19 protein-coding genes and 1 tRNA gene are annotated in these 17,518 nt (G+C 49.2%); 16 read left to right on the forward strand and 4 right to left on the reverse strand.

Annotated features, from left to right (window positions below):
- Positions 1 to 24: 24 nt before the first annotated feature.
- The 4 genes from VFH06_02870 to VFH06_02885 are packed head-to-tail and all read left to right on the forward strand — an operon-like array spanning position 25 to position 3,212.
- Positions 25 to 1,392, forward strand: a complete 1,368-nt coding sequence (locus VFH06_02870; protein HET6747021.1) for an ABC transporter ATP-binding protein — start codon at positions 25 to 27, stop codon at positions 1,390 to 1,392.
- A gap of 22 nt (positions 1,393 to 1,414) precedes the next feature.
- Positions 1,415 to 1,708, forward strand: a complete 294-nt coding sequence (locus tag VFH06_02875) for a hypothetical protein (GenBank protein ID HET6747022.1) — start codon at positions 1,415 to 1,417, stop codon at positions 1,706 to 1,708.
- Positions 1,709 to 1,752: 44 nt separating this feature from the next.
- Positions 1,753 to 2,472: an ABC transporter ATP-binding protein gene (locus VFH06_02880; GenBank protein HET6747023.1), complete on the forward strand. Its 720-nt coding sequence runs from the start codon at positions 1,753 to 1,755 to the stop codon at positions 2,470 to 2,472.
- Entirely contained in the window at positions 2,469 to 3,212 is a 744-nt protein-coding gene (locus tag VFH06_02885) for an ABC transporter permease (GenBank protein ID HET6747024.1), read from the forward strand. Before VFH06_02880 ends, VFH06_02885 begins: the two co-directional genes overlap by 4 nt.
- Before the next feature lie 46 nt (positions 3,213 to 3,258).
- Here VFH06_02885 and VFH06_02890 read toward each other — a convergent pair whose 3' ends face one another.
- The gene (locus tag VFH06_02890; protein HET6747025.1) at positions 3,259 to 3,594 is read right to left on the reverse strand and encodes an RNA-binding protein; all 336 of its coding nucleotides are present in this window, start codon (positions 3,592 to 3,594) and stop codon (positions 3,259 to 3,261) included.
- A 350-nt stretch (positions 3,595 to 3,944) separates the two neighbouring features.
- On the opposite strand from VFH06_02890, the gene VFH06_02895 reads away from it, so the two are divergent.
- The 3 genes from VFH06_02895 to VFH06_02905 all read left to right on the forward strand — a co-directional run bounded on the left by VFH06_02895 (position 3,945) and on the right by VFH06_02905 (position 5,281).
- Positions 3,945 to 4,021, forward strand: a tRNA-Ala gene (locus VFH06_02895).
- A 347-nt stretch (positions 4,022 to 4,368) separates the two neighbouring features.
- A complete protein-coding gene (locus VFH06_02900) occupies positions 4,369 to 4,593 on the forward strand; it encodes a hypothetical protein (GenBank protein HET6747026.1) in 225 nt (74 codons plus the stop codon).
- Between the two features lie 97 nt (positions 4,594 to 4,690).
- Complete coding sequence (locus VFH06_02905) at positions 4,691 to 5,281, forward strand: DNA adenine methylase (GenBank protein HET6747027.1); 591 nt, start codon at positions 4,691 to 4,693, stop codon at positions 5,279 to 5,281.
- On the opposite strand, the gene VFH06_02910 is transcribed toward VFH06_02905, so the two are convergent.
- Entirely contained in the window at positions 5,231 to 5,686 is a 456-nt protein-coding gene (locus tag VFH06_02910; protein HET6747028.1) for a hypothetical protein, read from the reverse strand. The genes VFH06_02905 and VFH06_02910 overlap by 51 nt on opposite strands.
- A gap of 288 nt (positions 5,687 to 5,974) precedes the next feature.
- On the opposite strand from VFH06_02910, the gene VFH06_02915 reads away from it, so the two are divergent.
- Positions 5,975 to 6,190, forward strand: coding sequence for a hypothetical protein (locus VFH06_02915; GenBank protein HET6747029.1), 216 nt, complete (start codon positions 5,975 to 5,977; stop codon positions 6,188 to 6,190).
- A gap of 114 nt (positions 6,191 to 6,304) precedes the next feature.
- Here VFH06_02915 and VFH06_02920 read toward each other — a convergent pair whose 3' ends face one another.
- Positions 6,305 to 6,766, reverse strand: a complete 462-nt coding sequence (locus VFH06_02920) for a hypothetical protein (protein HET6747030.1) — start codon at positions 6,764 to 6,766, stop codon at positions 6,305 to 6,307.
- A gap of 152 nt (positions 6,767 to 6,918) precedes the next feature.
- Between VFH06_02920 and VFH06_02925 the strand changes: the two genes are divergently transcribed.
- The 7 genes from VFH06_02925 to VFH06_02955 all read left to right on the forward strand — a co-directional run bounded on the left by VFH06_02925 (position 6,919) and on the right by VFH06_02955 (position 15,603).
- Positions 6,919 to 7,632 carry a phage tail tip lysozyme gene (locus VFH06_02925; GenBank protein HET6747031.1) on the forward strand — a complete coding sequence of 238 codons (714 nt, stop codon included), beginning with the start codon at positions 6,919 to 6,921 and terminating at the stop codon, positions 7,630 to 7,632.
- Positions 7,633 to 7,767: 135 nt separating this feature from the next.
- The gene (locus tag VFH06_02930) at positions 7,768 to 8,829 is read left to right on the forward strand and encodes a hypothetical protein (protein ID HET6747032.1); all 1,062 of its coding nucleotides are present in this window, start codon (positions 7,768 to 7,770) and stop codon (positions 8,827 to 8,829) included.
- 139 nt (positions 8,830 to 8,968) lie between these two features.
- Positions 8,969 to 10,792 carry a translational GTPase TypA gene (gene typA / locus VFH06_02935; GenBank protein ID HET6747033.1) on the forward strand — a complete coding sequence of 608 codons (1,824 nt, stop codon included), beginning with the start codon at positions 8,969 to 8,971 and terminating at the stop codon, positions 10,790 to 10,792.
- Positions 10,793 to 10,847: 55 nt separating this feature from the next.
- On the forward strand, positions 10,848 to 11,279 hold the full coding sequence (locus VFH06_02940; protein ID HET6747034.1) for an NUDIX hydrolase: 432 nt from the start codon (positions 10,848 to 10,850) through the stop codon (positions 11,277 to 11,279).
- A gap of 43 nt (positions 11,280 to 11,322) precedes the next feature.
- The gene (treF, locus tag VFH06_02945; protein ID HET6747035.1) at positions 11,323 to 12,900 is read left to right on the forward strand and encodes an alpha,alpha-trehalase TreF; all 1,578 of its coding nucleotides are present in this window, start codon (positions 11,323 to 11,325) and stop codon (positions 12,898 to 12,900) included.
- Positions 12,901 to 12,935: 35 nt separating this feature from the next.
- On the forward strand, positions 12,936 to 13,946 hold the full coding sequence (locus VFH06_02950) for a glycosyltransferase family 4 protein (protein HET6747036.1): 1,011 nt from the start codon (positions 12,936 to 12,938) through the stop codon (positions 13,944 to 13,946).
- Between the two features lie 208 nt (positions 13,947 to 14,154).
- Positions 14,155 to 15,603 carry a glycosyltransferase gene (locus VFH06_02955; protein HET6747037.1) on the forward strand — a complete coding sequence of 483 codons (1,449 nt, stop codon included), beginning with the start codon at positions 14,155 to 14,157 and terminating at the stop codon, positions 15,601 to 15,603.
- On the opposite strand, the gene VFH06_02960 is transcribed toward VFH06_02955, so the two are convergent.
- On the reverse strand, positions 15,604 to 16,776 hold the full coding sequence (locus VFH06_02960) for a replication-associated recombination protein A (protein HET6747038.1): 1,173 nt from the start codon (positions 16,774 to 16,776) through the stop codon (positions 15,604 to 15,606). It abuts the gene before it with no gap.
- A 26-nt stretch (positions 16,777 to 16,802) separates the two neighbouring features.
- On the opposite strand from VFH06_02960, the gene VFH06_02965 reads away from it, so the two are divergent.
- The gene (locus VFH06_02965; protein HET6747039.1) at positions 16,803 to 17,273 is read left to right on the forward strand and encodes a hypothetical protein; all 471 of its coding nucleotides are present in this window, start codon (positions 16,803 to 16,805) and stop codon (positions 17,271 to 17,273) included.
- Positions 17,274 to 17,518 lie beyond the last annotated feature (245 nt).

The following is a 17,518-nucleotide window of genomic DNA, read 5'->3' on the forward strand; positions in this document are numbered from 1 at the left end:
GATCACCTACCAGGCGCACCACTCATGGTGGTCCTTCAGGTAGTAGGGGCGATTATTAGCGCGCTATTACCACTTATCACCACGTACTATGCGGCACTAACGACCACCGCGTTGGCGGGGGCGTATGCGGGTGATCACGCGGCAGGCCAGCAGGCGATTTTATATGTAATAATAACGTCTATTCTCGGTATATTAATGACCGTATGGCGGAGTATCGAGCAGTTTACTACCCAGCTGATGAGATACAAAATCGAGGCAGGGATCAGCGATCGTATGTACGAGCATTTTTTATCGCTTGATTTTTGGCGCTACGACGACAAAGACACGGCCGATATGTACGATAAAGCAAAACAGTTTTCACAATTTTTTGCCTATGTTTTTGACCGACTCGCTGGTATCGTTGCGCTTGTTTTGGTTAACTGGATACTCGGTATTATCCTTGTACTGGCTATAATTCCGGGCATCATCATTCAGTTCAAATTGTCGAGAGCACAAACGAAACACTGGAACGAAAATGTTGAGGTCCGTCGTGCCAAAAGCCAGATCGAATGGAATCTTTTTGAGCCGCAGTACATTGCAGAATTACGACTCTATTCTCTTGTTCGTCATCTGCTCGACCTTCGCACAAAGCTTCGTGACAAAGATGAAAAACAAAGGATAGAGTTTGAGCGTAAATATATCTTTAAGCGCCTCGGTGCAGATGCTTTAGAGGCGGGCGCCGAAGTAATCACACTGCTTTTCACAGTTGTACAAATAATAGGTCGTGCGCAACCTGTGGGTCAATTTCTGTATGTTCAGCAAGTTGTGAGTCGGGCACTTGGCGGAGCGAGCAGCTTTGTCGGCCAAATAAATATGGTTGACGAAGATATTGCAAATCTATTTGACTATCAAAAGTTTATGTCCTTACCCGAACATCGTTCGGGTCATCATATGGTTCGTGAAGCTCCGAATATAATTGAGCTAAGAAACGTTTCGTTTCGCTACCCTAACGCCAAAGCGGATGTTCTTCAAGGCATTTCTCTCACTATTAAAAAGCATCAGCATGTAGCGATTGTGGGCGAAAATGGTGCAGGTAAATCCACTCTCATTAAAATTCTTACAGGCCTTTACATACCATCGTCAGGAAATGTTGAGGTGGACGGGAAAGACCTCCGCGATATAAATACGGAAAGCTGGCATCGCTTACTTGGTGTTTTGCGCCAAGACTATCTAGCTTTTAGTTTTGCGACGGCACGCGAAAATATTTATTTTGGCGACGTTACCCGGCCTATGGATAGTGAACGTTTCAACAAAGCTGTCGATAAGGCAGAGGCACGGAAGTTCCTGAGAAACTCCCGAAACAATACGACAGCTATGTTCATCCATGGATGGAAGACTCTGAAGGTAATGTAGGAACCGACCTTTCTGGCGGCCAGTGGCAACGGCTGGCGTTAGCGCGCAACTTTTATCGCGACAGCCCGATACTCGTCTGGATGAGCCGACATCGGCAATTGATGCACTCGCCGAAGAGCGTATTTTCCGTCATATATTTGCCGATGCAAAACGGACGATCGTGACAATTTCTCACCGTCTCACAACCATCGAAAAAGCAGATGTAATTTATATGCTTAAAGATGGAAAAGTTGTTGAGCAGGGGACGCACAAAGAACTCGTTGCGAAGCATGGTGCGTACTATACTATGTTTGCCTCTCAGCTTCATGAGAAGTAACCGTAGCCATTGTCGCTTTCTGTAAAATCTTATACTATTACAGCATGAAGCAAGAGCCTGCCATTGTCTCGAAAAACCTGGTGGTAAAAAAAGAGCGCGACACTATTCTTGACGATCTCTCCTTTGAAGTAACAAGAGGAACGGTGACTGGACTAATCGGCCCAAGCGGCTCAGGCAAGACGACACTTATGAGGGCCATTGTTGGTGTTCAAAAATATAAAGGCTCGCTGACAGTACTGGGTGAGGCCGCTGGAAGTAAAGAGCTGCGAAAAAAAATCGGATATGTCACGCAGGCGCCCGCCATCTATCAGGACCTTACTATTTTAGAAAACATTCGTTATTTCGGAACACTCACGGGAGCATCAAAGTCTCAAGTAAAAGCTATTATCGACAAGGTGCATTTAACTGAGCAGCGCCATCAACTGGTTGAGCGGCTTTCGGGAGGGCAGAAGGCGCGTGTTTCGCTTGCCGTTGCTCTGCTTGGTGATCCTGATATGCTGGTGCTTGATGAGCCAACCGTAGGACTTGATCCACTGCTTCGCCAAGATTTGTGGCGGCTTTTTAAGGATATGGCACTGGCTGGCAAAACGCTTCTTGTTTCAAGTCATGTAATGGATGAAGCAGAACAGTGCGATAATCTCCTTCTTCTTCGCGAAGGAAAGCTATTGTGGCAAGATACAAAAGACGAATTGTTGGCTGCTACAAAAACAAATTCCGTACAGGATGCGTTTATGGTTGCGATCAAAAAAGAGGGAAAAGCATGATGTATCATATTAGGGCTACATTCGCTACAACGCGTCGCATATTCGGTCAGCTCTCGCACGATCCACGCACGGTGGCTCTTATCTTTGTTGTCCCGTGTCTACTCATGACACTTTTTAGGTGGTTATTCAGCGACAACCTGGCAGTATTTGATAGAGTTGCTCCTGCGCTACTTGGCGTATTTCCGTTTGTTATTATGTTCATAATTACGTCTATCACAACGCTCCGTGAGCGTACAGGCGGTACGATGGAGCGTCTTATGGCGCTTCCTATCGGCAAATTCGACCTGATAATGGGATATATGATGGCATTCGGTCTGTTGGCTATTATCCAAGCTTTGCTTGTAAGCGTTCTTATTTTATACGGATTCAATCTGGACGTTACGGGCCCTCATTGGTTCTTGGTGGCCATGGCGCTTGCCGATGCACTTCTTGGAGCCGCACTGGGCCTTTTTGTAAGTGCGTTTGCAAAGACAGAGTTTCAAGCTGTTCAATTTATGCCTGCGCTCGTATTCCCCCAAATCCTTATCGGTGGCTTATTTATTCCGCTAAGTCAGATGCCCAGTGCACTTGAGTCGATCGCGTACTATTTGCCGCTGACCTATGCCATCGATGCCCTTAATGAAGTCGTGAGCCACATGGATGTTACGGATAATGCCTGGCGGGATATGTCGGTAGTCGGCGCATTTGTAGTCGGTGCACTTCTTTTAGCTGCCATTACACTTCGTCGTCGCAACAAATAAAACACCCCGTATAAAACGAGGTGTCCTATTTGCGTTAGGTAGTAAACTACCAGCTGCGCTGACGGAATGAACCACCGCCATTGTTGTCGCGGTTGCCGCCGCCATTGAAATCGCGTCGTGGACGGTCTTCCTTAGGGCGGGCAAGGCTCACACTAATAGTGCGGCCATCAAGCTCAGTATTGTCGAGCTTGTCGATAGCTTTTTGGTTGTCATCGTCGTTGACGAAGCTAACAAAACCGAAGCCTTTGCTGCGGTTGTTGTTGTCACGATCAGTGATGATACGTGCACTTTCAACTTCACCAATTTGCTCAAAGTAAGCTTTGAGACCATCATCGGTAGTAGCGAAAGCTAGCTTACCAATGAATAGATTTTGTTGTGCCATAAAACGTAGGTAACTCTTTCTTGTTTAAATCGTTGTCAGATCGACCATGCTGCGAACGTTTACAGAAAGAGTAGCCCCTTATAGAGAGATACACTTGCTTATCGCGTGTGCTTCTGAACAAGCCTATTTAAGCATATTTCTACATATCGAGCTAGCATAAGCTTGAAAAAGTTAATAAATAAGAGCATACTAACGTCAAGCTGGTACGCTTGCAGGGGTACCCTCTGGCGTATAAAAACAAACAGTTGAAAACAAAAGAAAGTGCCCCAGGGTGGGCGCGTAGCAGCTTATAAAAAACCTCGCCTCTATGGAAATAGGGGTGAGGTTTTGCTATAGTAATTAAGAACTTCGGGGCATTGGCGCAGTTGGCTAGCGCGCTTCCATGGCATGGAAGAGGTCATCGGTTCGAATCCGATATGCTCCACCAGCGCGGTCTTACTTGAACCGTGGTCCGAAAGGACCACGGAGAGTGGGGCCACGTCGGTAGCAAGATCAAAACCGCCTCCACCCTCATCGAGGGTGGAGGCGGTTTTGTTATCTCCATCACTCGCACCCTGTTCACCCGATCGGGTGTCATCTAGTTGTGTCCCATGGGTGCGCACCTCCCATTCTGACTTCTTCTTCGATGGCATGCATTGGTCCTCCTAGTATTTTTTCAGCGGCTTTCATCTGTGCCAAGAAAGGTGAGCCTGCCCTGATCGAGGAAAGGCAGTCCTATCTCTGTTGTCGCGGTGCTGTGTTTTTTGCAGCCCCAGCTTTCAGTCGGGTGATTGTGTGGCGACGGGTAGCACTTCAAGTGCTACCCGTCGCCCTTCGAGGTGGAGTGCTGCTCAGGCGGTGCTACTCGCTGGCTCCGGCCTTACGGGCGCGGGTGCCAGTGGGCTTGGCCGGCGGCGTCGTGATCTCGCCTCCGCCGAACAGTCCTTCGATAGCGCCTCGCCTGGCTGCTGCCTCGCGTTCGATCGCCGCCGACAGCGACGTGCACTGGTGATCACATGAACGCCATAAACCATAATCACCATGTTTTCGCCTCGACGGACGAGGTGCGAAACTGCTGGGATGGCATGGTAGGACTTATTAAGGTGATGTTGAAGCCGTGACCAGTGCGTATGTCGACAAGAGCAAACTGCGGCGGGTAACAATCTCGCCGTTGCGCTACCCTGGCGGCAAGGGGGCGTTGTATTCCAGGCTAAAATCGTTCATTCGCGCGAATGGTCTGACGGCGGGAACCTACGTCGAGCCATACGCGGGCGGTGCCGGTGCCGCTCTGGCGCTGCTAGTGACTGGCCAGGTGCAACGGATCGTAATTAACGACCTTGATCCGGCAGTCTTTGCCTTCTGGTCGGCAGTTGTTGCTGAACCGGTCAGGTTTAGCGAACGACTTACGAAGGCTGAGCTCACGGTGAAAGAGTGGAGTCGGCAAAAGGAACTCTATCTCGATCCCTCGGCTGATCCGTTCGAGCTCGGATTTGCTACTTTCTATCTTAATAGAACTAACCGGTCTGGGGTCCTCAATGGCGGTCCAATCGGAGGGATGGACCAGACTGGCAACTATAAGATCGACGCTCGCTTTATTGAAACACCTCGCCGTTTAAGCGAAGTGTTTCAAACTGCGCGCGGCGAGGTAACGTTCGGGCTATGCGGCGAGCAGGCGCTCGTATGCTTCGACGATGATGTGACTGGTTGATGCGAAGTGGTTGTAGAGAGTTGCTGGGCTGATGTTTGCCAGGTTTGCCAGCTTGTCTCTGTTCCATGGTTCGCCTCGTTGGATCAGCGTTTCTGCCACATCGAGAATGGCGTTGTGGGTGTGCCCAGCTCGTCCGCTCCTCTGTTGCCCGGAGGGCTGTGTGCCCGTGGTACGCTCCGATTCGGATGATTCCAGCGCAACGGCGTCCAGTGCCGCACTGTACTCGGCGTACATCCACATCATGCGCAGCTCGGGGCGAGCGGCACAGAACCGGATGAGTGCCGCCAGCTTCTCCTGCTTGGCGAACATGTGTGCGGCAAGCGCATCGATCTGAGGTGCTGACTGAGGGAACTCTTCTCCGAGCTCCGAGAGCCAATTGCTGTGAATCCTGACGCGTGAGGTCATCGCACTCTCCCTTGAACGGGTCAGGTTGGAAAAACCTGAGTAGAATATTTATAGCATAAAAGCTAGTTTGGTTCAAGTCCCCTGAAGCTAGTAGTTGACCAATAAAACATGAGAGAGATAGTATATAAAAGCACTCCATTCTGGCGTGTTGTTGCAGTTCGTGCTGAGTGAGGAGATAGCATAATGCTCTTGTGTGCGGAGCACGACGACCCTCTTCGGGTCGACGAACCGCTGTACAACCTGAAGGCTGCCGGGAGACCATACGACTTCACGGTATGCGAGGGCGCGATGTCTCAGGTCCCTGCCGAGGTGCGCGTTGCTGGACCGGCCAGGGTTGATGTGTACGAGATAACGTCAACTCCTAGTCATCGCGAGTCGGACGACGCGAGCATTGCTGGTCAGCAGTGGCATGGTCGGTTGTTCGGACTCTCCGAGGAGACCGCTCGGTATTACCTGCCGAATGCGTCGCTCCGTCTTCTGGGGCGTCCGGCTCTGGAGAGCTGAAAATGCCTTGTCTTTCGCGGTATCCGTGAGAGGCAAGGCTATAAAATAAGATTGTGATGCAAGCCCCTGTGCGACGCGAGAAACGCGAATCGCACAGGGGCTTTTTGAGATGAACTACTTTTCGAGAATCACGCGTAATGGCTTTTTGCCAAATGGCCGAACCCATAGATCTCCGTGAAGGCAGAGGATGAGAAGGAACGTTGCGTGCATGATCGCGGCTGCCTCCGCTACAGCACGCCCCTGTGTGTAAGCGCGAAGTGAGTTGTACGCCTTTTCGTCTACCTGGACAGGGATTTTTCGCGGCTTGCTATTGATGCTCTGACCGACCTTTTCCAGGTGGATCTCCTGGCCATAAATAGTCTGAAACGCTTCTACCTCGGATTGAGCAGTGTAGCCAGGAACGTGAACAACTTCTTCGCCAGCTTGCTTGGCAACATCTACGCCGCCAAGAACTTTCAAAGCATGACTCAGTGCCACGTTGAATGAGCATCCCTTGCGTCTCATGTACGAAATCAGAGACGTCTCGACTTCAGGAAAGATCTCCATTTCTCTCTCGATAAAACCCGGAACGGACATGGCAATCCTCTCTCTAGGCTCTAATCTCTCTTCATATATATCACACTGAGAGGAGAGTGGTAAATTGTAAGTAGCTCATTTATATGATATAAGTAAGCCAGAGCCGCCTACGAGGGGGACTTGCAATCGTACACGCACTTTTTGGAGGTAGTGTGTCCGAAGAGGAAGAAACAAGCGGTGGTGGCGGCGTCGCATTTTTGTGCACCGTTGTCGTCTTGGCTTTGGCCGGTGCCCTTTTCTGGGCAACGAATCACTTCGACGAAGGCAAAAACCTTCCGTGGAGGTTCGATCTCAGTAATCTAGCTGTTGCGACCGATGCCGGCCCCGCCGACATTCAGGAGGCCGACCCACCCGCACCGGCACATCCCGCGCAAAACGCGACCGAAAGAGAGAAGGTGAAGAACGAGGTCTGGAAGTTTCTCCGGGCCAATGGCCTATCTCGTGAGCAAGCTGCTGGCGTGATGGGCAATATCCAGGCCGAGTCTCACTTCGACCCGAAGATCGTGGAGTACGGCAGCGGTATCGGGTATGGCCTATGCCAATGGTCTCGCGGTCGTCGCACTGCGCTTGAGCAGTCCGTCCCCAAGGGGAAGAAAGTCAGCGACCTGGATTATCAGCTTGACTATATGTACAGGGAAATGCATGTTCGAAAACCGCATCTGGCCGAATACAGTCGGTTTCCAAACGAGTGGGCCATGATGCTGAAACAGGGTTCTCTGGAGGATGCCGTGGTTGCATTTCACAATGAGTTCGAGCGATCGAATCTCATGAACCTCGGTAGCTCTCGGGCGATTCGACAGGCCGTCCTCAATCAACGGCTGGGGCTGGCCAGAGAATCGTACAACAATCCGTCGCGCTTTCCGTAGGACTGCTCGTCGCTGCTCCCCCTGTGCTACGAAGGGCACGGGGGAGCAGCAAACAACTTACGCTTGACTTTGCAGCTATTATTTTGTATTTGTAAGATGTTACTTTCGTCCAACCGACTACCCAAGGAGATTGGGATGAGTACGAACAGTAAAAGTAAACCGGGGTGGCTCTTCACCGTAGGGATGGGCCTCGCGTCGGTGTTCATGGGCTTGGGAGCCTTCGCGCTTCCTGTGCTTTTCGTGGGAATCGATCTCTACTTGGGCCCACAGTTCATGACCAACTACATCGACAAAACGGGCATGTACTCGGGTTCACTCTCGACGATCATCTCGTGGGCATTCTCGGTCGCAACGACAGGGTTTCAGTACCTGTTGTTTGTGACAGTCCGGGGCATCAACTGGAAGAGCGCATTGTTCGAGGAGTGGCTGGTCATTCTCTTTGGTCTCTTCGTCGCGACTATGGATTCGGCCGTTGACTTGGCTGGGTTCACAAGTCTGGTGTACGGGCCGGAGCAGGGACTCAACATCACTCCCGACGATCCCAGCGTGGGCTTCAAGATCATTGCCACGATCGTCGTCGCTATGTGCTTCCTCCAGGAAGTGATTCTGAAGCCGATGTATGACCGGGACAAGAATGCTAGGCCGCCGTTCGACTGGCCTGGGATCGGGATCTTCCTCTGGTTCTTCAAGAAGGCCGGGCTGCTGTACGAGCTTTTCTGCCAGTCCGCTCGCGGAATCGCGATCCTTGGCGTTCTGGTGCTGGATGTGTTCCTGACGTATTTCTTCTTCAAGTCGTCGTTGGGAACCGACATGCAGCTTCCGGTGGCTCTCGACCTCATCGCGCTCGCAATTGCAATCGGCCTGACGGTGGGACAGTTCATTTTGTACTACGTCGGGAGGGAGAGATCAGGCGAGGGCGGCGGTGGAAAGTTCAAAATCAAGGAGAAGTTGAACACACTGACGGTCGTCGCGTTCCTTTTCAGTATCGTTGACACTGTGATCGACCTGTCGGCCCTGACCATCATGATGTATGGGCCGAATCAGTCCGGCGGGTTCTGGTTCCTTTACCTCCCGGACAGCGCGTCGATGGCGTACTTCCTCATCGGAGGCTCGATCGTGCTGATGTGTGCGCGGTACGAGTCTCTCATGGTGGCGGCGTTCAAACACGGGTTCACGAAGACGGTCAAGGGCGTCTAAGCGAATCAGGCCGTAGGACGAAAGTAGTAAGGGGGTGCGGCGACGAGTAAAACTGTCGCAGCATCCCCTGCTTTCTTGGATTTATAAACAAAAATATGTTAAGATTTATTTAGAGAGGTGCCCCCAAGGGCTTATTTTTATGTTAAAAACAGAATTTATACGAAATATCGCGATTATTGCTCACGTTGACCACGGTAAAACGACGCTTGTTGATGGTCTCTTGAAGCAAAGCAAAACCTTTCGTGATAACCAAGCAGAGATGAGCCAGGAGCTTATTATGGATAGTGGCGACCAAGAGCGTGCTCGTGGGATTACTATTACTGCTAAACAGACATCTATTTATCACGGTGATTACAAAATTAATATCATCGATACTCCTGGCCACGCTGACTTTAGTGGTGAAGTAGAGCGAACACTCAACATGGCCGATGGCGTACTCCTTATTGTAGATGCCCAGGAAGGTCCGATGCCACAGACCAAATTCGTGCTTTCTAAGGCGCTGGAGCTTGGTCTCAAGCCGGTCGTGATTATTAATAAGATTGACAAGCCGTCGCGCCGCATCGACGAAGTTATCGATGAGATTTCGGATCTCTTTTTGGAACTCGCCATCGACGATAGCCAGCTTCATTATCCGGTGTACTTTGCTATTGGCCGTGATGGAAAAGCCTGGACCGAGCTCCCCGACAACCCCTCCGAACACGCTGATCTCGAACCAATTTTCAGCGCTATCATTAACGATATCCCCGCCCCGTCCGTTGAAGCAGATAAGCCATTGCAGCTACTTGTAACTTCACTCCAATACGACTCTTTCCTCGGTAAATATGCCATTGGCCGTATTACTCGCGGAAGTGCGAAGCGCAACCAACAGATCACGCTCATTAAGCGTGACGGTACACAGGTAAGCGGTAAGATTGAAAAAATCTTTGGCTATCGTGGTCTGGCCCGCGAAGAAGTTGAGAGTGCTATTGCCGGCGACATCGTCGCACTTACTGGTATCGCGGATGCCCACATCGGTGAAACGATCGCTGATCGTGAAAATCCGGAAGCGCTTCCAGTTATTGACATTGAAGCCCCAACCCTTAGTATGTATCTCGGTCCCAATACCAGCCCAATGAAGGGTAAAGAGGGTGAGTTTAATACTTCGCGCCAAATCGGTGATCGCCTTAAAAAAGAGCTCGAAACTAATGTTAGTCTCCGTGTGGCAGAAGATGGCATTGGCTTTATCGTTTCGGGCCGCGGCGAATTGCACCTTTCTGTGCTTATTGAAACGCTTCGCCGTGAAGGCTATGAGTTTGAAGTTGGTCGTCCGCAGGTAGTCACTATTGAGGAGGATGGTGTAACAAAAGAACCTGTCGAAGAGCTCCTCATTGAGGTCGCTCCAGAATTCCTTGGTGCTGTCAGTCAAGAACTTGGCGTTCGTCGTGCTGAGCTTGTAAAGCAGGAGCAAACCAGTAGCGGCACGTCGCGTGCTACCTACATTTTGCCCACCCGCGCCATGATTGGACTTCGCAATCTTCTCCTTACTGCCACCAAAGGAACAGTTATTATGAACAGCCTCCCGCACGGATATCAGCCTCTCGGCCCTAAGCTTCAGCAAAGTCGAAATGGTGCGCTTGTTGCTTTTGAAGCAGGTGTTACCACGCCGTATGCATTGCAAACCGCCGAATCACGTGGTGAATTGTTTGTTGGTCCTGGCGTGCAAGTATACCAGGGAATGATCGTTGGTCTTTACAACCGCCATGATGATCTTGACATTAACGTGTGTAAGGCAAAACATCTTACCAACATGCGCAGTAGCAGCAGTGACGGTACGGTGCAATTGACGCCGTTTACCGAACTTTCGCTCGAGCAATGTATTGACTTTATTGAAGACGATGAATTGCTTGAAGTAACACCAAAGTCGCTTCGTCTTCGTAAACGCTATCTTGACCCCACGCAGCGTAAACGCGCCGCCAAGCAGTAGCATCATAGCGCCAAAAAGAGCTCGGGATGGCTCTTTTTGGAAAGGAGATACTACTATGACAATCCCTAAAGGTAATTATCCGGAGGCATTTTATCGGGTGTCAATAAAGGCAATCATTCGCAATAAAAAGGGCGAAGTGCTGCTGGTCAAAGAAGACGGAGGAAGCTGGAGCTTGCCTGGCGGTGGCATGGACCACGGCGAGACAGCCGAGGAAGCGCTTGCACGGGAAATGTACGAGGAAGTACTTATCATCGAGAAATTTCAGGCCAGAATCATAGGGACCAATCCACGGTTCGTGAAAGCTAAGCAAGCGTGGATATTATGGGTGGTCTTTGAGCTCGGTATGCCTGAACAATTCGAATACGGTAAAGGTGCTGATGCGGATGAAGTGGCATTCATCGATCCGGTGATATTTAAGGATAGCACTATCGTCTCGGAGAGGCTTGTTTATAAGTGGTGTGTTGATCAAAAAGTAGTCATCATTTAGCGGTTGCATCAGGGGTAGGGTGTGGCCTATACTAAGTGTAGAAATGAAAAAAGTCCGTATCCCTATCCCTAGTATCGACAGTTTAAAAAGTACGTATGTAAAGACGGCAGGGGGGTTGTTGCCCGTGGCAAAAAGCCCCGACGAAGCGTTCGATGCGCTTTTTACGGATGTGCAGACAAAACGCGTTTTTGACGACACAAAAATCTTCATCGATCTCGTGCCGCGACAGAGCATGAAACAAATAAAAAAAGAATATATGCTTGCAAAAGACGATCCGCAGTTTGACCTGCGGGATTTTGTGATGCGTCATTTTTACGAATACAGTGAAAAGGGCAAAACGTATCAAACCGATACATCAATGACACCACGGGAGCATATCGCTACTCTATGGAATGTTTTGGAGCGACGCAACAGACTTTCGCGCGGATCTCTCTTTGCGTTGCCCTATGCATACGTGGTTCCAGGCGGGCGATATGTCGAACATTTTTACTGGGATTCGTATTTCATTATGCTCGGTCTCGCTGTTGATGATCGCTGGGATATGATTGAAGGCATGATGAAAAACTACGCCTATATGCTTCGTAAATTCGGCTTTATCCCTACGGCAAACAGAACGTATTATTTGAGCCGCAGCCAACCGCCGTTTTTTTCGCATATGGTAAAGCTATTGGCGCAGCATAAGGGTAAATCCACGCTGGTTGAGTATTTGCCGTACATGCTTATAGAGCATCGCTTTTGGATGAAAGGTCGCAGACTTCTCAGTAAACAGGAGAATAAGGCATATGCGCGTGTGGCCGAAATGCCAAATGGCATGTTGCTTAATCGTTACTATGATAACAAAAAACGACCACGCCCAGAGTCGGTATTGGATGACCTTGAAACGGCTGGTGCCGCACCAGACCGCGAGTCGGACCGCCTTTATCTTCACCTTCGTGCCGCGGCAGAATCCGGCTGGGACTTCAGCTCGCGCTGGTTACTCGATTCTCAAGATCTAAGTACTATTCATACCGCTGATATTATTCCGGTCGATCTTAATTGCCTCCTTTACGATCTCGAAATGACCATAGCCCAGAGCTACAGACTACTCTACCAGCCACTGCTAGCAAATAGATTTGAAGCTATGGCAAACCAACGTGTGCGTGCCATCCAGGAATATTGCTGGAGCCACACCGAGAATTTCTTTATGGATTATAACTTTCATCACCACGAACAAACCCCGCATGTTACGCTGGCGGGTGTATTTCCGCTCTATGTTCGCATTGCAACAACCAAACAGGCGAATCTCGTCGCTCGACGCATCGAAAAAGATTTCTTGAAAAAAGGCGGCGTGGTGACGACGCTTGTTGAGACTCCACAGCAATGGGATTCTCCAAATGGTTGGGCGCCGTTGCAATGGGTGGTTATCCAAGGACTCAGAAATTACGGCCACCATGGTTTAGCGGATGAAATCAAAAAACGCTGGACCGAAGAAAATATAAAGCTGTTCAAAGAAAAAGCCAAGCTTGTCGAAAAGTATAATGTTGTCGATCCCGGCCAGATGGGTGGCGGCGGGGAATATCCGTTGCAGGATGGGTTTGGCTGGACGAATGGTGTTCTTGCGGCGTTGCTTGACGAAGAATAGTATCTCCGGGATCTTGTCTTTGCTATGATAAAGATATGATTTCGTTTATATGGCCGCGGTCGGCAAACAATTTCTTATCAGGTATTGGTGGATCAGAAAGTTATACTATCGGCCAAACAAGAGAACTGAATGCTCGTGGAATAGATGCGCAGGTTGTAACCTTGAAGAGCGATGATGATGGTGATCTGCCGCAAATTCCTCGTGTCCCTTTTCTGCCTCTCAGTAAAGAGGAAACTGCCAAGCTAGAAATACCCATTTTTGTGCTTGAACCCCAATTGCTTAAAACGCGTCACCCCTCTTATGTTATTTTGCACTGTCCACCGCCACCACTAGAACGAGGTGAGCATGACTTTTATGTTAAAGGTGTGGAGGGCCGGAAAGTTATCGTTTCAAGTCAGTATGCAGCGCAGCTTTGGGCTGATGATTTGGGCATAAGGCGCTCTGAGATAGGCGTGGCTTATCCATTTGCTGACAGCGTGTTTGCAAAGCAGCCCCGGCAAAAAAAATCCTCGAAAAAAAAGCGGGTTCTGCTCGCAAGCCGACTCCATCCAGATAAAGGAATTTATACTTTTTTGGCGGCACTTCATTTTACGTACATTCTTCCCCCTGATGAATTTGAATTTGATGTAGTGATGGCAGCTACTGACACGCCGGAGGGAAAAATAATTGAGCCGATGCTAAAGGTTCATCCGTACCTAAACCTTCTCCCGCCCGCCGTTGGTCCTGGGGAGGTGGCAAAAATGATGGCACGCTATGATATTGTGCTGATGCCATCGAATGCTCAATTTTATCATGAAACATTTGGAATGAACTCTGTTGAAGCTCAACATGCGGGATGTCGTGTCGTTGCCTCACGCGATGGAGGCTTAGTTGAAACGGATTGCGGCGGAGTGACATTCGTCGAGCCGGATAATCCGTATGAGCTCGCCAGGGGCATAGCTACAGCAGCCGGACTTCCTCCGCTCACCGATGAGCAAAGGAGGCGGGCGTCCACTATGTATACAGTGAAGCAATCCGTGGACCAACTTCTCAATATATTAAAATAAAGTTCAATGGTATCGTTTGGTCTCAATCCTTCTTGGTAAAAGGAGTATAATAGATAATGGTAGCTAGTAACATAAAGGCAAAGACTAGATTAGTGAGAGTCATGCGGTGCCGCGTGACATTTTGATAGGCAACATTACAGTAGAAGACAAAGGTACTTCTAAGTTGTCCTTCTCGCAAGCTAGCTTTATGTTTGTGTCGCCAAAGAATATGGTTGATAAGACTAGAATAGGTATTATCCTGGTATTCTCTCTTCTCATCGGTGCAGTGATACCGCCGATCGTGACTTTTGTTGTTGTCGTTCTCCTTGCTCTTCTCGTTGTCATTATCACACTTCTTAAGTTCAGCCATCCTTCCAATAAACGTCCGCCCGAGCCTGTTTTCGATTCTTCTTATACTCCCTATGTCGCTGTTATCATTGCATGTTCCAATGAGCCCGCCCATATCGTTAACCGTGTTTTGTCGGCGCTTTCCAAGCAAGCTTACGAGCACTATAAAGTGTACGTTATCGATAACAACAACACTTGGGAAGCAAATTGGAAAAAAATTGAGCAGAAATGTCAGGATCTAGGGGATAGATTCGTCTTTCATCACGCCGATAGCATAGCTGGATACAAAGCAGGCGCGCTCAATTATGTACAAAACTTACTCCCCGCTAGGGTTGAAATTGTTACGATCGTCGATGCTGACTATATTGTGACACCTACCTTCTTAGCAGAAACAGTAGGTTACTTTAAAGATGAGTCTGTAGCGATCGTGCAAACTCCTCAGGACTATTCAAACAAAAATGAAAACACAAGCCTTTATAACGATTATGAATTGTTTTTCTCTCGATTTATGAACCAGGCCCAGGCATTTAATGGCGTGACTTTTACCGGAACCATGGGGATGATTCGAAAGAAGCTCTTTGATTCTCAGCTAACATGGAGCGAAAGCAGCATTACAGAAGATACCGAGCTAGGTATCTCCATTCACAAGCTTGGATATAGCGGGGTATACGTCGATAAGAGTTTTGGGCAGGGGGTGATGCCGTTTAATTACGATTCTCTTGCACGGCAGCGAACTCGCTGGGTGTACGGCAATATGCAGATCTTAAAGGCTCGACTATGGCAATTAATAGGCGATTCCTCGTTGACACTTCGCCAGAAAATCAGTTTTGTAAATCAATTATTTGCCTGGATCCATTTTGAGTTACTTCTTGCGATCATTTTTGTAGCGAATGGCCTGAGCTGGTTTTTGTACGGAGATACGTTTCAATGTCTTATTGCAAAAATTATCGCAGTAACATTAATCGCTTCTATGGTTGGCCAGCTTGGGCTTTTCCTCTTTTATTCAAGATCCCACACGAGCATTACAGATAGAATCAAGGGTTTTTTGGCTCACTATAGTCTACTTCCTGCCATGACGTATCCTTGGATGTACTGTCTTCTGGGTGGAAGATTAGGGTTTGTCGTTACCAATAAGGAGCAAGAAGCGCGTCGTCGCTCAGGTAAGCGCATAGTAAAAGGTGCTTTTATCCCCGTCCTCCTTACGATCGGGCTTCTTCTTACGGGATGGGGGAAGATGTTTGGTGAAGGCTTATTCGTGTCGATCGGAGTTATTACACTGATAGAGATTGCTTCTCTTATCTATATGCTTGAAGAATTTAAAGAACTTTAGCTAAAAAATCTTCTCGTTTTTTAATTCGTCGGGTAGAAAACCTTTGTTGTGTTTAAAATCAGCTTCCCATTTGTAGCCCCCACCATAGCCGAGGTCTTTCATGAGTTTTGTCGGGGCGTTTCGAAGATGAAGCGGAACAGGCGCATCTGGATACTGCCGCGCTAGTGCCAGGGCCTGTGTCATGGCATCACTCGTTTGGCGCGACTTCTCGGCTTTAGCCAGTGCTGAAGCAACATGGAACAATACATAGTTACTCTCTGGCATGCCAATTCGTTCTACGGCCTGAAAAGCCGCTACCGCTAAGCCGAGTGCGCCGTTTCCTGCGAGACCAACATCTTCTGAGGCAAAAATAACCATGCGGCGTGCAATAAATTTAGGATCTTCGCCTGCTTCGATCATGCGGGCAAGGTAGTAAAGTGTCGCATTTACATTGCTTCCACGCATACTTTTAATAAACGCAGAAATGACATTGTAGTGCATTTCGCCTTTTTTATCGTAACCAGGCACCCGTTTTTGGGCGGCAACCCGCACTACTTCGGGTGTTACTTTTTCCTTCATTGATAAAGCGAGCTCAAGATTGCCAAGAGCGACACGTGCATCGCCGCTAGACAATTGGGCTAGATAATCCAGGCCTTTTGGAGTGACTTGCTTCGTGGCCTTCAATTCCTTTAGTGCGCGCTTAAGAATGGCTATGATTTCATCTTTCGTGAGCGGCTCTAGTACGAGTACGCGAGTTCGCGAAAGAAGTGGGGTAATCACCTCAAAGCTTGGGTTTTCGGTTGTAGCGCCAATAAGTGTAATGAGTCCGCTTTCAACATGAGGCAAAAATGCATCTTGCTGAGCCTTATTAAAGCGGTGAATTTCATCAACGAATAAGATCGTGCGAAGCTTTAAATTCCAGTTTTGCCTGGCATGCTCAATCACACGCTCCACATCTTTTTTGCCGCTTGTTACGGCAGAAAGTTCGATAAACTCGGCGTTTACCTCCTTGGCAATAATCCGTGCGAGCGTCGTCTTGCCGCTGCCCGGTGGTCCCCACAAAATAAGGCTTACCGGTTCTTTGTTTTTGACGATCCGACGCAAAATTTCCCCGCCGCCCAAAAGGTGGGTCTGGCCTATTACCTCATCGAGGGTCTGCGGTCGCATACGTTCGGCTAATGGTCGTCTCTCCATACTATTATTATAAAATATTATGGTAAATGAAGAAACCCCGAGAGGGGAATCTTCAAGCCGTATTAAGGCGAGATTCTCCTCCCGGGGCGGGTTCAGGCGCTCACGGAGAGCGGGTGGTCGCAGACGTTGCAGGCGGGCGCGCTTTTACGCGTCTCCATGAAGCAATTTCCGCAGATGGTCATCTCGGCCTGGCGGGCCGTCGGCGACCCCGACAGCGGCTTGCGCCCTTTGTCGGTGTTGTTTTCCGGGTGGAACAGATCGGCTTCGTCGCACGGTCCGAGGTTGGTGACAACCCAGGTGTGAACGATGTCGATCGTCCTGTAGTTGAATGTCCCCGTGAGGTCGTGCAGCACCTTGAAGCACGTCGACAGGGACAGTCCGGTGCCCTCCGCCAACTGGGCTGCCGACACGAGGCCGGAAAGGATGCTGGCGACAGGGTTGTTGCAGATGATAATCGCAACCACCTCCAAATTGTTAACCTTACCGACTTTCGGTAATTAACTTAAATTATAACATAAAAATTAATAAAAAGCAATAGTCTTATTGACTAAAGTATCGTGGGATAGTATGAATATATGCATGACGGAAGCGCCGATTACATTCTGTAAAGGTTGTCCCAAAATCCCGGAAGGAGTGTGCGCGCAGTTAATCAGTGTCACTAATGTTACTGAAGCCGAAATGTGTCAGTATCGCATCGGTCGGGATGCACCCGACTTGCTTCGTAACATAGGGGTTATCGATG

The sequence above is a fragment of the Candidatus Saccharimonadales bacterium genome, assembly GCA_035697325.1.
Lineage (GTDB): Bacteria > Patescibacteriota > Saccharimonadia > Saccharimonadales > Saccharimonadaceae > JALRBM01.

Excerpts from the sequence above, each read along its gene's own strand:
- VFH06_02885 (HET6747024.1), top strand. The coding sequence starts at position 2,469 with ATGATGTATCATATTAGGGCTACATTCGCTACAACGCGTCGCATATTC.
- VFH06_02965 (HET6747039.1), top strand. The coding sequence starts at position 16,803 with ATGAAGAAACCCCGAGAGGGGAATCTTCAAGCCGTATTAAGGCGAGAT.
- VFH06_02950 (HET6747036.1), top strand. The coding sequence starts at position 12,936 with ATGATTTCGTTTATATGGCCGCGGTCGGCAAACAATTTCTTATCAGGT.
- VFH06_02930 (HET6747032.1), top strand. The coding sequence starts at position 7,768 with ATGAGTACGAACAGTAAAAGTAAACCGGGGTGGCTCTTCACCGTAGGG.
- VFH06_02920 (HET6747030.1), bottom strand. The coding sequence starts at position 6,766 with ATGTCCGTTCCGGGTTTTATCGAGAGAGAAATGGAGATCTTTCCTGAA.
- VFH06_02910 (HET6747028.1), bottom strand. The coding sequence starts at position 5,686 with ATGACCTCACGCGTCAGGATTCACAGCAATTGGCTCTCGGAGCTCGGA.
- VFH06_02955 (HET6747037.1), top strand. The coding sequence starts at position 14,155 with ATGGTTGATAAGACTAGAATAGGTATTATCCTGGTATTCTCTCTTCTC.
- VFH06_02940 (HET6747034.1), top strand. The coding sequence starts at position 10,848 with ATGACAATCCCTAAAGGTAATTATCCGGAGGCATTTTATCGGGTGTCA.
- treF (HET6747035.1), top strand. The coding sequence starts at position 11,323 with ATGAAAAAAGTCCGTATCCCTATCCCTAGTATCGACAGTTTAAAAAGT.
- VFH06_02890 (HET6747025.1), bottom strand. The coding sequence starts at position 3,594 with ATGGCACAACAAAATCTATTCATTGGTAAGCTAGCTTTCGCTACTACC.
- VFH06_02915 (HET6747029.1), top strand. The coding sequence starts at position 5,975 with ATGTCTCAGGTCCCTGCCGAGGTGCGCGTTGCTGGACCGGCCAGGGTT.
- VFH06_02880 (HET6747023.1), top strand. The coding sequence starts at position 1,753 with ATGAAGCAAGAGCCTGCCATTGTCTCGAAAAACCTGGTGGTAAAAAAA.
- VFH06_02870 (HET6747021.1), top strand. The coding sequence starts at position 25 with ATGGTGGTCCTTCAGGTAGTAGGGGCGATTATTAGCGCGCTATTACCA.
- typA (HET6747033.1), top strand. The coding sequence starts at position 8,969 with ATGTTAAAAACAGAATTTATACGAAATATCGCGATTATTGCTCACGTT.
- VFH06_02960 (HET6747038.1), bottom strand. The coding sequence starts at position 16,776 with ATGGAGAGACGACCATTAGCCGAACGTATGCGACCGCAGACCCTCGAT.